The sequence below is a fragment of the Phenylobacterium sp. genome, from assembly GCF_024508875.1.
Lineage (GTDB): Bacteria > Pseudomonadota > Alphaproteobacteria > Caulobacterales > Caulobacteraceae > Phenylobacterium.
In genome coordinates, this window is record NZ_JANINU010000033.1 from 1 (window position 1) to 11,511 (window position 11,511).

The 11,511-nt window shown below is 69.7% G+C and carries 12 protein-coding genes, 1 tRNA gene and 1 pseudogene; 5 read left to right on the plus strand and 9 right to left on the minus strand.

Annotation, left to right across the window (positions count from 1 at the left end; all coding sequences use genetic code 11):
• The 5 genes and pseudogenes from Q0L11_RS03500 to Q0L11_RS03520 all read right to left on the minus strand — a co-directional run.
• A pseudogene (locus Q0L11_RS03500) lies at nucleotides 1-157 on the minus strand (NADH-quinone oxidoreductase subunit D); the annotation flags it as partial.
• Nucleotides 154-774, minus strand: a complete 621-nt coding sequence (locus Q0L11_RS03505; RefSeq protein WP_296595462.1) for an NADH-quinone oxidoreductase subunit C — start codon at nucleotides 772-774, stop codon at nucleotides 154-156. The pseudogene Q0L11_RS03500 and the gene Q0L11_RS03505, both read right to left, overlap by 4 nt.
• Entirely contained in the window at nucleotides 771-1,367 is a 597-nt protein-coding gene (locus Q0L11_RS03510) for an NADH-quinone oxidoreductase subunit B family protein (RefSeq protein ID WP_296595463.1), read from the minus strand. The genes Q0L11_RS03505 and Q0L11_RS03510 overlap by 4 nt, the downstream gene beginning before the upstream one ends.
• Nucleotides 1,337-1,714: an NADH-quinone oxidoreductase subunit A gene (locus tag Q0L11_RS03515; protein ID WP_296595464.1), complete on the minus strand. Its 378-nt coding sequence runs from the start codon at nucleotides 1,712-1,714 to the stop codon at nucleotides 1,337-1,339. Before Q0L11_RS03515 ends, Q0L11_RS03510 begins: the two co-directional genes overlap by 31 nt.
• Before the next feature lie 237 nt (nucleotides 1,715-1,951).
• Nucleotides 1,952-2,028 (minus strand) — tRNA-Asp (locus Q0L11_RS03520).
• A 274-nt stretch (nucleotides 2,029-2,302) separates the two neighbouring features.
• Here Q0L11_RS03520 and Q0L11_RS03525 point away from each other — a divergent pair.
• Nucleotides 2,303-3,001, plus strand: coding sequence for a response regulator transcription factor (locus Q0L11_RS03525; RefSeq protein WP_296595465.1), 699 nt, complete (start codon nucleotides 2,303-2,305; stop codon nucleotides 2,999-3,001).
• A gap of 58 nt (nucleotides 3,002-3,059) precedes the next feature.
• Here Q0L11_RS03525 and Q0L11_RS03530 read toward each other — a convergent pair whose 3' ends face one another.
• Nucleotides 3,060-5,225, minus strand: a complete 2,166-nt coding sequence (locus Q0L11_RS03530; protein ID WP_296595466.1) for a penicillin acylase family protein — start codon at nucleotides 5,223-5,225, stop codon at nucleotides 3,060-3,062.
• A 147-nt stretch (nucleotides 5,226-5,372) separates the two neighbouring features.
• Here Q0L11_RS03530 and Q0L11_RS03535 point away from each other — a divergent pair, with 147 nt between their 5' ends.
• The 3 genes from Q0L11_RS03535 (at nucleotide 5,373) to Q0L11_RS03545 (ending at nucleotide 6,759) form a co-directional block, all read left to right on the plus strand.
• Nucleotides 5,373-5,573: a hypothetical protein gene (locus tag Q0L11_RS03535; protein ID WP_296595467.1), complete on the plus strand. Its 201-nt coding sequence runs from the start codon at nucleotides 5,373-5,375 to the stop codon at nucleotides 5,571-5,573.
• A 139-nt stretch (nucleotides 5,574-5,712) separates the two neighbouring features.
• A complete protein-coding gene (locus Q0L11_RS03540) occupies nucleotides 5,713-6,441 on the plus strand; it encodes a hypothetical protein (RefSeq protein WP_296595468.1) in 729 nt (242 codons plus the stop codon).
• The gene (locus tag Q0L11_RS03545; RefSeq protein ID WP_296595469.1) at nucleotides 6,442-6,759 is read left to right on the plus strand and encodes a hypothetical protein; all 318 of its coding nucleotides are present in this window, start codon (nucleotides 6,442-6,444) and stop codon (nucleotides 6,757-6,759) included.
• Here Q0L11_RS03545 and Q0L11_RS03550 read toward each other — a convergent pair.
• From Q0L11_RS03550 to Q0L11_RS03560, 3 genes are all read right to left on the minus strand, one after another.
• The gene (locus Q0L11_RS03550) at nucleotides 6,756-8,012 is read right to left on the minus strand and encodes a serine hydrolase (protein ID WP_296595470.1); all 1,257 of its coding nucleotides are present in this window, start codon (nucleotides 8,010-8,012) and stop codon (nucleotides 6,756-6,758) included. The genes Q0L11_RS03545 and Q0L11_RS03550 overlap by 4 nt on opposite strands.
• A 98-nt stretch (nucleotides 8,013-8,110) precedes the next feature.
• Nucleotides 8,111-8,428, minus strand: coding sequence for a hypothetical protein (locus Q0L11_RS03555; protein WP_296595471.1), 318 nt, complete (start codon nucleotides 8,426-8,428; stop codon nucleotides 8,111-8,113).
• A 90-nt stretch (nucleotides 8,429-8,518) separates the two neighbouring features.
• Nucleotides 8,519-10,573 (minus strand): ATP-binding protein, encoded by a 2,055-nt coding sequence (locus tag Q0L11_RS03560; RefSeq protein WP_296595472.1) that lies wholly within the window; start codon nucleotides 10,571-10,573, stop codon nucleotides 8,519-8,521.
• A gap of 159 nt (nucleotides 10,574-10,732) precedes the next feature.
• Here Q0L11_RS03560 and Q0L11_RS03565 point away from each other — a divergent pair.
• Nucleotides 10,733-11,511: sensor histidine kinase (locus tag Q0L11_RS03565; protein WP_296595473.1), on the plus strand; the 779-nt coding region annotated here is incomplete at its 3' end.

Sequence of the window (11,511 nt, forward strand, 5' to 3'; positions counted from 1 at the left end):
CCAGCTCCAGGACCAGGCGCAGCACGCCGTGGGCCGCCGGGTGCTGCGGGCCGAAGTTGATGTTGAACTTGCGGACCGGGGTCTCGTTCGGGCCCGGCGCGGTCGGCTCGGGCGCGAAGAAATCGGTGGGTTGCGCGGGGGCGTTGGAGCCGGTCATGCCTTGCCCTTCTCGTCACCGGGGAGGATGGCGGCGAAGCCCTTCTCCGCGCCCTCCCATGGGCTCAGGAAGTCCCAGTTGCGCCACTCGACCGACTTCACCGGCTCATAGACCACCCGCTTCAGCTCTTCGTCGTAGCGGACCTCGACGTAGCCGGTCATCGGGAAGTCCTTCCGCAGCGGGTGGCCGTGGAAGCCGTAGTCGGTGAGGATCCGGCGCAGGTCCGGGTGGCCGTCGAAGAAGACGCCGTACATGTCGAACGTCTCGCGCTCGTACCAGTCGGCGGCGGCGAACACGTCCACGACCGACGGCACGGCCGTGTCCTCGTCGGTCTGCACCTTGATGCGGACGCGCAGGTTCTTGGTCATCGAAAGCAGGTGGTACACCACGTCGAAGCGCTTCTCGCGCTCGGGATAGTCCACGCCGCTAAGGTCGATCAGTTGGTGGAATCCCTGCTGGTCGCGCAGGTACGTCAGCGCCTCGACGATCCGCGCGGCCGGTCCGGTGAGCGTCAGTTCGCCATAGGCCACGTCGGCGCCGGTGATGACGCCCTTGGCGTCCTTCAGGATCGCCTTGCCCAGCTTTTCCAGGTCGGCTTCGGAAACGGGCCAGCTCATCGGACGATGGTCCCCGTGCGGCGGATCTTCTTCTGCAGCTGCAGCACGCCGTAGACCAGCGCCTCGGCGGTCGGCGGGCAGCCCGGCACGTACACGTCCACCGGCACGATCCTGTCGCAGCCGCGCACGGTCGAATAGCTGAAGTAGTAGTAGCCGCCGCCGTTGGCGCACGAGCCCATCGAGATCACGTACCGCGGCTCGGGCATCTGATCGTAGACCTTACGCAGCGCCGGAGCCATCTTGTTCACCAGCGTGCCGGCCACGATCATCACGTCGCTCTGCCGCGGGCTGGCGCGCGGCGCGAAGCCGTAGCGCTCCAGGTCGTAGCGGGGCATTGACGCCTGCATCATCTCGACCGCGCAGCAGGCGAGACCGAAGGTCATCCACATCAGCGAACCGGTGCGGGCCCAGGTGATCAGGTCGTCGACGCCGGCCGTGACGAAACCCTTGTCGGCCAGGCGCTGCGACACACCGTCGAAGAACGGGTCGTGCTTCTGCGGGTCGTAGCCCTCGACCGTCGTGCGGCCGGCAGACAGAGCCGGAGCCGAATTGGGGGGAACAATCACTCCCATTCCAGGGCTCCCTTCTTCCACTCGTAGATGAACCCGATGGTGAGCACGCCCAGGAACGACATCATCGACCAGAAGGCGTACTTCGCCACGTCCGGCGGCAGCTTCATCAGCGCCACGGCCCACGGGAACAGGAACGCGACTTCCAGGTCGAAGATGATGAAGAGGATCGAGACCAGGTAGAAGCGAACGTCGAACTTCATCCGCGCGTCGTCGAAGGCGTTGAAGCCGCATTCGTAGGACGAGAGCTTTTCCGGATCCGGAGCCTTGGGCGCCAGCACGGTCGCGGCCAGGATGAAAACGATGCCCAGCACCCCCGCGATGCCGAGGAAGATCGCGATCGGCAGGTACTCTTTGAAATAGTCGACCATGAGGTCTCCAGAAGGAGTCGCGGCGCCCTTCTAGACCGATCATCGGAGCGTTTCAAACAGGCCTTGTGCGACGCGAAATGCGGGGCGGCGGCAAGCATGCGAATGCGTCGCAATCGCCCAACTCGCGCCTGATCGCTGGCCATGAGGGACGGCGATACGAGCTCGGCGCCACACTGCCACGGGCCACCAAGATCGATCTTCGATTTATGGATTTTCGCCCTCCCCTTCATGGGGAAGTGGCGCGAGTGACGGGGCTCGAACCCGCGACCTCCGGCGTGACAGGCCGGCGCTCTAACCAACTGAGCTACACCCGCGTAGGCCGTCGGCCGTTGCGAAGGCGGCTCTCATATGGGTGGTGCGGAATCGTGTCAACGAGAGTTTGCGCGCCATTTGGCGCAGGCGGTGGAAAACCCGGCTGAACCGCCCTGCCCGATCGAACGCTTCCGCCTGCGTCAGCCCGTCACACGGGATTCCCCGTAGGTAATCGGCCGAGATTTCGGCGGCGCCCATCCCCGTGGTTCAACTTGGTTAACGAAATTGAACGAACGCCCGCGCCGCAGGGCCGGTCAGCCAAAACGGGAGATGGTGATGCAAGTCCTGGTCGTCGAAAGCCACGCCGCCGCCGCCAAAAGCCTCGAACTCAGCCTGACGGGCGAAGGCCACACGGTCTGCCTGACCGACACGGGCGAGGACGCCTGCGACCTTGCCCGTCTCTACGACTATGACGCGGTGATCTTGGCCCAGGACCTCGCCGACATGACCGCGGTCCAGTTGGTCCGCGCGCTGCGCACCCGCAAGGTGGAGTCTCCGGCGATCGTCCTCGGCGACTCGAACGTCGAGGCCCGCGTTGAGGCCCTGGCCGCCGGCGCCGACGACGTGCTCGCCCGCCCCTTTCACAAGGCCGAATTGCTGGCCCGGCTCGCCGCCGTTGTCCGCCGCGCCCGCGGCCATGCCGACTCGGTCCTGCGGGCCGGGCCCATCGCCCTCAACCTCGCGACCCGGCAGGCCGAGGTGGCGGGCCTGCCCGTTCACCTGACGCCTAGCGAATACAAGATCCTCGAACTGCTCTCGCTGCGGAAGAACACCGCCCTCTCCAAAGAGCAGTGCCTGAACCACCTCTACAACGGCCTCTCCGAACCCGAGCCGAAGATCGTCGACGTCTTCGTCTGCAAGCTGCGCAAGAAGATCGCCGCGGCCACTGGCGGCGACGCCCGCATCGAGACTGTCTGGGGCGGCGGCTACATGCTGCGCGACGCCCCGGCCGAGGCCCAGCGCCTGGCCGCCTGAAATCCCCAACGCCGAGTTCGGCGCACCTGCGGCCGCCCAAAGATGGGCGGCCGTCTTTCTATTCGCCGGGCCGGTACGTCCGCTCGACGTGTCCGGTGAGCTGCTCGGGATAGAAATAGACCGGCCGCAGGTCGCCCGTGGCGTAGCGACGGGCCTGGTCCAGGAAGTGAGGGCTCTTCGGGTCGCCGCTCTCGCCCCCGGCGCTCACGGCCACCGCGCGGACCCTCGGTCCGAACTCCACAGCGGCCACGAAGCTGTTGCCGCTGGTGCCGTAGTATCGCTTCGTTCCGGGCCATCGCTGCGCGCCGAACGAGGCCAGCGAGCCCCAGCGCGACGAAGCGAAGCCCACCGGGATCGACGGGCCGTCGTCGCGGAATTTCTGCGCGATGTCGCCGTTCAAGCGCTGGAACCGGTTGATTTCGCCCCACGGCGTCTTCCAGTCGCCAAAGTCCGCGATGAGCCGGTCCTGCGCCTCGGACAGCGCGGCTAGCTTGTCCGCCGCCGGGCTGCGCTCGGCCATGTAGTCCCAGACACTCATATTGGCCGCCTTCGCCGACGGCGCGGCCTTGGCCCACAGCGCCTCGCCCCAGAAGACCGCGAGCGAGGTCTCCGTCGAGGCCGTGCTCCAGCGCTTGTCCCACGCCTTCAGCGCCGCCACCGGCTGGGCCAGCTTCGCCTTCAGGGGATCGTCCGCCGAAGCCGCATCCCAGGCCTGAACCAGCCCAGGAACCAGGCGCACGAAGGCTGGCAGGTGTGTGTCGTAGGCCCGCCTCACCAGGCTTTCCAGCGTCACGTCCTTCGCCCCCGTGAGCACCTCGATCGCATGGTCCGTACGGGGATTGCGGCCGGTCGCGTCCATGTATTTGGGGAAAGCCGCCTGCTGCGGGCTGTCCTTTTCCGCGCCCCACCAGGGACCGTCGTTGACGTTGAACACCCAGCCCGCCGCCGGGGCCGTGACGTTCGGGGCTTCCGACAGGGCGTGCAGGCCTTTCCAGTCGGTGGCTGGATCCGATCCGTCCACGGGCCTCGTGTAGTCGAAGCGGGCGTCGCGCCGTGGGATGAACTGCGGATGCAGGTAGGCCGTCTCGCCCTTGTCGTCGGCGAAGAGGGTGTTGTTCGAGCTGTTCGCTTTGAACGTGTCGGCCACCTTGAGGAACGAGCGCAGGTCGTTCTGTTTGGTCCGCAGGAAGGACTGCTGCAGCGCCTCGACCGGCTTGTTCATCATCGAGAACGCGATCCAGCGATCCCCCTCGGCGCGCACGACAGGGCCATGATGGGTGCGATACGTCGTGAAGCTGCGGCTCTTCATCGAGCCGTCGGCAGCCCTATAGGGCACGACGATCGTCTGCACCTGTACTGGGCGGGCTTCCTTACCGTAGCGATACATGAGCTGGCCGGGCGTGCGGATGATCGTCTCCGCGAACTCGTCGACCACGTCGACGGTGCTGGAGGTGTGCATCCAGCCGGCGTGGCCGTTGAAGCCCTGGTAGATGAAGAACTGGCCCCACGTGACCGCGCCATAGGCGTTCAGGCCCTCGTCGCTGGTCATCTGCAGCTCGGAGCGGAAGAAGAAGGAGGTGTGCGGGTTGATCATCAGCAGCGCGTGGCCGTCCTTCGTGATCTTCGGCGAGATGGCGATCCCGTTCGACCCTGTCGGTTCCTTGTAGGCGAAGGGGTTCTCCAGCGTCGCCGAGCGCGCGCCGCCGTAGAAGGCTTCGAGTTCCTTGAGGGAGATGCGCTCGATGTCGCCGCCGATGCTGCCCTCGGTGAACGAGAGCGCCATCCACGGCTCGAAGCGGGCGATGACCCGCGGCTTCGTTTGAGGATGAGTGGCCAGATAGAAGTTCAGGCCGTCGGCCCAGGCGTCCATCAACGATTTCAGCCACGCCGGGCTCTTCGCATAGTCAGCCCGAAGACCCTCCGGTGTGACGTAGAGCTTCTGGCGCAGATCCTGCCAGATCGCCCCTTCGCCCTCCGCCTCGGCCGTCCGGCCAAGGTTGGTGATGTAGTTGGTCTCGACCCGGTTGAAGTCGTCCTCGGCCTGGGCGTAGGCCATGCCGAACACTGCGTCTGCGTCCGTCTTGCCCTTTACGTGGGCGATGCCCCAGTCGTCGCGCACAACGGTCACACGGGCGGCCTGGGCGCGCCACTCCGTCATCTCGCCGGCCAGCGCGGGCGTCGTCGCCACCAGGGACAGGGCAAGGGCAACCGATCCGAACCGCACGATGAGGGCCTCCCGACTCCGAAAGGTCGCCACCTCGCCCGCTCGTCCACAGCTTGTCCAGCCTGCGACGCCCTGCCCCGCCCGGCCCCGCTTGGTGGCGCCGAGGACTCAGTCTCAATTCTGTCAGGGGGTTATCTGGAGTCAGTCATGCCCGACGCCACTTATGTCGCTTTCGTGCCCGCCGGCATGAGCGGAAAGCTGCGGCAGGTTCTCCAGGCCGAGGACACTGGCCTGCTCACTTGGCGTGAGCGCAAGGTGATGTTCGGTAGTGAGTTCTACTTCTCTGGCCCGCCGAAGTTGGCTCGCGCCACCCACGCCTACGTCAGCCGCTGGGTCGTGACCCACTAGGCGCTGCGGGCGCCTCCGACCCGTGCAGCGACACCGCTTTCTGCTCCCGATCACCTGCGCGGCGACCTGACGCCGCCGCCTCGCCGTGTTAACCTCGCTTCGGGGTAGTTCGCCGCGGTTGGGGAGGCCGAGCGGTCGCATGTTGGGGATACAGCTCGCGGCGCTGAGCGTGCCGGAACTGCGACGCCTGCTCGAAGCCGCCCGCGCCAGGGGGCAGGACAGCCTGGTGCGCCAGCTCGAGGTCGAACTCGCGGCGCGTCCGGGGCGCACGGCCGGTCCGACGCTTCCGATGTCAGTCATGCCTCGCCACGCGGGGCGGCCCGACCGGCGCTCAACGCCCCGACGGCGCGCCTCCGCGCCAAACCGTGGTCCCGCCATCGCCATCGCGGGCCTCGCCGCCTTCATCGGCGCGGCCCTGGCCTGGGGCCTCAGCCTCGCGCCCCTTCAGGCGCCGGCGCCGCGACCTCAGCCCGTATCGCTCGCGGCGGGCGAGGCGCCGACCCGGGTCGCCGTGGCGCTCACCACAAGGCTGCCGGAAGAAGACCCCGACCAACCGGTCGAGGAGCCGGCCGCACCGGCGCTCGACGATGTCGCCGCTCCACCCAGGCTGGCGGCGGCGGCGGCCCAGCACAATCCCTGCTACGACCTTCCGACGGCCCGCGAACGGCTCGTCTGCGGCTATCCCAGCCTGGCGATCCAGGAGCGCCGGATGAAAGCCGCCCTCGAACGCGCGCGCGCAGGCGGCGCCGACCCTGCGGCCCTGGAGCAGGCCCAGGCCGAATGGATGCAGGCGAGCGCCAACATTTCCGACCGACACGCGCTGGCGGATCGCTACGCGCGGCGGGTAAGCGAGCTGGAAGGGCAATAGGTGGCGCTCGTGACGCCCATCCTGCTGGCTCTGGCTGTCGCCGCGCCGGCGGATGCGCCGCCGGCCACCCGCTTCAAATGCGCCGACGGCGGCGAGCTGCACGCGCGCTTCGCTCAGCGGGACGCGCAACTGGTCGCCATCGTGGACAGCGGTGACGGCCCGCATGCCCTGCCGATCCGCCCGTGGGGCGGTTCAGGACCCGTGCGGCTCACCTGGAGCGACGGGCAGCGCACCCTGACCTGGAGCCCCGGCGTTCGGATCATGTGGATGGACGGCGACGTCCACCGCATGTGCGGCCGGGCCGAGCATCGCCACTAGCTTTTCGTCAGGCGCCCGGCGAGCGCCTCGTAGGCCGGCAGGGAAACCCGGTCCAGCGGACCGTTGCCGTTGGCGGCGGTGGGGTGAGAGGCGAAGCGCGCGATCACCATCTCGGCGCCCGGCGCGACATAGCAGGCCTGGCCATGGATGCCGCGAGCGCTGTAGGCGTCGAAGCGGTTGTGGCTGACCCACCACTGGTTCCGATAGCTCCAGCCCGGCAAGGTGACGTAGCCCGCCTTGGCGAAGGCCTCTTTGCTGGCGCCGCTCGCGATATCCGCCACGACCGCGTGAGGCACGATCTGCTGGCCGTTGAAGACGCCGCCCAGCCGCATCATCTCGCCGAAACGGGCGAGGTCGCGCGTGGTCACGTTCAGCGCCGCGCCGCACATGGCGAAGCCCATGCTGTCGACCATGACGTAGCCGTCCTCCTCGGCGCCCAGCTTCTGCCAGATGCGCTCCGAGACCAGTTCGGCGAAGGACCGGCCGGCGACGCGCTGGACGATCCAGCCCAGCACCTCGGTGTTGCAGGTCTTGTAGGCGAAGGCCTCGCCGTGCTCGCCCTGCTTCTTCAGCGTCTTGAGGAAGTCGAAGATGTTTGTCGGGCCGTCGTAGCCCTTCGGCGGCGACGAGAAGCCGGCGGCCACGCCGTAGTAGCGGACCTCGGCGTCGGGATCGACGTAGTCCTCGCGGTAGCGCACCCCCGTCGTCATATCCATCACCTGGCGGACGGTGGCGTCTCCGAAGGCGGTGTCGGCCAGCTCGGGGATATAGGTGGGGACGAGCGCCTGCGGGTCCAAGGCGCCCTCGTGCGCCAGCATGGCGGCGAGAAGGCCGGCGAACGACTTGGTCACCGACATCGCCAGGTGGGGAACGTGCGGCTGCAGCGCGCCGCGGTAGGTCTCGTAGATCACGGCGCCGCGATGCAGGACCACGAGGCCGTCGGTGAAGTTCTCGTCGATGGACTCGCCCCACGTCATGGACCGGCCGTCCTGGGTGGTGAAGGTCACGGCGTCGAGGTCGTCGCGCAGGGAGTAGGGCAGCGCGGCGGCGGGGCCCGGGCCGCGACGCACGACGGCCGAGGGCCCCAGCTCGCGCTCGTGGCTGAAGCTCCAGCGGGTGTTCGGGAACCGCCAGCTCGTGCCGTCCACCGAGCGCACGCGCTTGTCCGGCGGCGGCGGCACGCCTTGCATCACGCCGAGGGCGGCGGGGTCCGTCGAGGCGGCGGTGGGTGCGGGCTGGGCGGAGTCGGGCATGGCGCGGTCCTCACGGCGGAGACGGACATCCCATCCCGTTCCCCGACGGACCGCAAGGCTCGGCGCCCCCACCCTGGGTAGGAGCGCCGGCTCCGGCCTTAGCGGTAGTATCGGCCCTCGTAGCGCCAGCCGCCGTGGCGGTGGTGGCGGTCGCGGCGGTTGTCGTAGCGGTCCCACTGGTCGGGACGGCCGTCGCGGTCGCGATCGCGGTTCCACTCGGCGCGGTCCGGGATGCCGTCGCGGTCGCTGTCGCGATAGCGGGTGTCCCGATAGCGATAGCCGTCGTAGCGGTCGCCGCGGTCGTAGCGATAGTCGTAGCCGCCGCGGTCGTAATAGCCGCCGTAGGGCTGGGCCATGGCCGCGCCGGCGCCGAGAGTGGCGGCGGCGAGCGTCAGGCCGAGGACGATCTTCCTCATGTGGGTCTCCTTCACGTTGGAGACCAGACTGCGCCCTCTCGCCTGAACCGGGACGGGGCCGGGCGTTCAGCCGGCCGACAGGTAGATGAACTAGGCGGTGCGGACCTCGGGAGGCGCTGGCGCGGCCGTGACGGCGCGGGACACCGCGGCGATCAGTTCCTCGCGGTGGATCGGCTTGGCGACATAGTCGTCCATGCCGGCCTCACGGCACTGGGTCACTTGGTCGGTGCGGACGTCGGCGGTCAGGGCGACGATCGGGACGCGGCCGGCGGCGCCGCCCAGGGCCCGGATCGCCCGGGTCGCGGCCAGGCCGTCCATCCGCGGCATGTGCACGTCCATCAGCACCGCGTCGAAGCCGCCGGCGGCCGCGGCCTCGACCGCCTGGGCTCCGTCCTCGGCGGTGGCGACCTCGAAGCCGGCGAGCGTCAGCAGGGCCTGGCCCAGCTCGCGGTTCATCGGATGGTCGTCGACCAGCAGCACGCGGGCGGCCGAGGCCTTGGGCGCGACCGGCGCCGGCGCCTTGGCCTCGCGGCGGACGGCCTTCTCGGCGGAGAGCAGGATGCGGAAGCAGGCGCCCTGCCCCGGCGCGCTCTCGACGCCGATCTCGCCGCCCATCTGGTTGACCAGGGCGCGGCTGATGGCGAGGCCGAGGCCCGTGCCGCCGTACGAGCGGCTGATCGAGCTGTCGGCCTGGGTGAAGCGCTGGAACAGACGCGACTGCACCTCGGGCGCGATGCCGATCCCGGTGTCGGCCACCTCGAAGACGAGGTCGCCGCCTTCGCCGACGGAGAGCCGGGCCTCCACGCCGCCCTCGGCCGTGAACTTCACGGCGTTGGCCAGCAGGTTCAGCAGCACCTGGCGCAGGCGCGCCTCGTCCAGGCGGAAGACGGCCGCCTCGTCGCCCTTCACGGAGACCGACAGCGACAGGCCCTTGGCGGTCGCCGTGGGCGCGACGATGGCGGCGGCGTCGCGCAGAATGACCGCCGGCTCGGCGGGGGCGAGGTTCAGCTCCAGCCGGCCAGCCTCCACCTTGGAGAAGTCCAGCAGGTCGTTGACCAGCTCGGCCAGCGAGCGGCCGGCGCGGCCGACGAGATCGAGCCGGCGGCGGTTCTCGTCCGAGAGGCTGGGGTCGTCGGCCACCAGGGCGGCGAAACCCAGCACGCTGTTCAGCGGCGTGCGGATCTCGTGGCTCATGGTGGCCAGAAAGTCCGACTTGGCCTGGTTCGCCGCCTGAGCGCGCGCCTGGGCCGCACGGGCGGCGGCGGTGCGGCGCACCAGCAGCGCCTGCAGCCGCATCTGGCGGCTCAGCGCCAGGGCGGACGTCATGCACACGCCGTAGAGCACGAAGTGGAACATCTGGGCGAAGCGCAGCGGCGCCATCGCGTGCGCCGGGTCCAGGCCGGTGCGGGCCAGCACGGTGGGGATCGCCACCGCCAGCGAGACCATGACCAGCCAGGCGGCGGCGCGCGGGCCGCCCCGGAACACGGCCAGCAGCGCCGGGGCGAACAGCAGCACCTCCAGCGGCGCGGTGGTGGTGAACACCGCCCAGGTGGTGGCCGCGATCACGGCGAGGCCCGCGGCGGCCTCCGCGCGCCGGGCGGGGAAGCCCTGCCGGTGGCGGGCGTCGGCGAGGACGAGGATGATCGGCAGGGCCAGCGCCATGCCGAACGCGTTGGAGATCATCCAACCGCGCCAGCCGGACCAGGCGTTCCAGCCGCCGGCGGTCAGCGACAGGCTGCTGACGATCGGCGAGGTCAGGGCCGTGAACAGGCCCGCCGCTAGGGTCAGGGCGAAGAGATGGCGCATCCGCCGGATCCGCACCGGGATGCGCAGGCGCCGGATCAGCGCGGCGGTGGCCAGCGCTTGCAGCGAGTCCAGCAAGGTGACCGCCACGACAAAGCCGACGTTGCGGTTGATCCAGATCTGCACGCCCACATGAACCAGCGAGCAGCACACCAGCAGCCAGAGGGCGGCGCGCTTCGACAGGATCAGCAGGCCGGCCACCACGACGGCGTTGGCCGTCCAGATCACCGGCAGATTTTGCGTCGCGCCGGCGAGCAGCAGGCTGTAGGCGGCCGCAGCGGCGTAGGCGGCCACGAGGACCGCCAGCCGCCGACCTTCTGCATGCCAGGGGCTATGCGCCACGAACCGCTCCATTCCAGGGGGACCGGCAGTTTGACGTGCAAAGGTCGGCATTCGGTAAACATTCGGCAGGGACCGCGACGTCTCGCCGGCTGCACAATCGGAGCGCGCATCTAATATAGGTGTGGAGGCCGCGCGCCCGGACGCGGCGGGGGAGCGCCATTGACCGACGTCCTGGTCCGATGGATCGCGCGGCAGCCGCGCAGCGTCGCGGCGCGGATCGCGCTGGGCCTGCTGCTGGCCGCGCTCGCGCTCGGGCTGCGCCTGGCGCTGTCGCCCTGGATTGGGCTGGGCGCGCCGTTCGCCGCCTTCGTGTTGGCGGTGCTGGTGGCGGCGGTGTTCGGCGGGATCCTCTCCGGCTTCACCTGCGCCCTGGCGCTGGCGGCCGGCGGGGCCGTCTTCGTCGCGCCCCAGGCGAACGCGGTCGAGGTCCGCCGGCTGGTGCTGGGCGTCGGCTTCTTCCTGGCCAGCAGCGGCTTCGTGATCTGGGTTGTGACGCTGCTGCGCGCGGCCCTGGCCCGCGAGGTGGCCGCCCGCGACGCCGAGCGGCTGCTCAAGCAGGAGATGCACCATCGGGTGAAGAACACCCTGGCCGTCGTCCACTCGCTGGCCGACCAGACCTTCCGGGGCGCCACCGACGCCGAGGCCGCCCGCCGCCATTTCGCCGACCGCCTGACCGCGCTCGCCAAGGCGCACGACCTGCTGGTCGACGCCGGATGGGGCGAGGTGACGGTGGGCGCCCTGGCCGAACGGGCGCTGGCGCCGTTCCGGCCGGCCGAGGCCGAGCGGCTGACGCTGAGCGGCCCGGCGGCCAGCGTCTCGCCCGAGGCGGCGGTCGCCCTGACCCTGTGCCTGCACGAGCTGGCCACCAACGCCGCCAAGCACGGGGCGCTGTCGGACGGCGCCGGCCGCGTCGCCCTGGAGTGGCGGATCGACGAGCC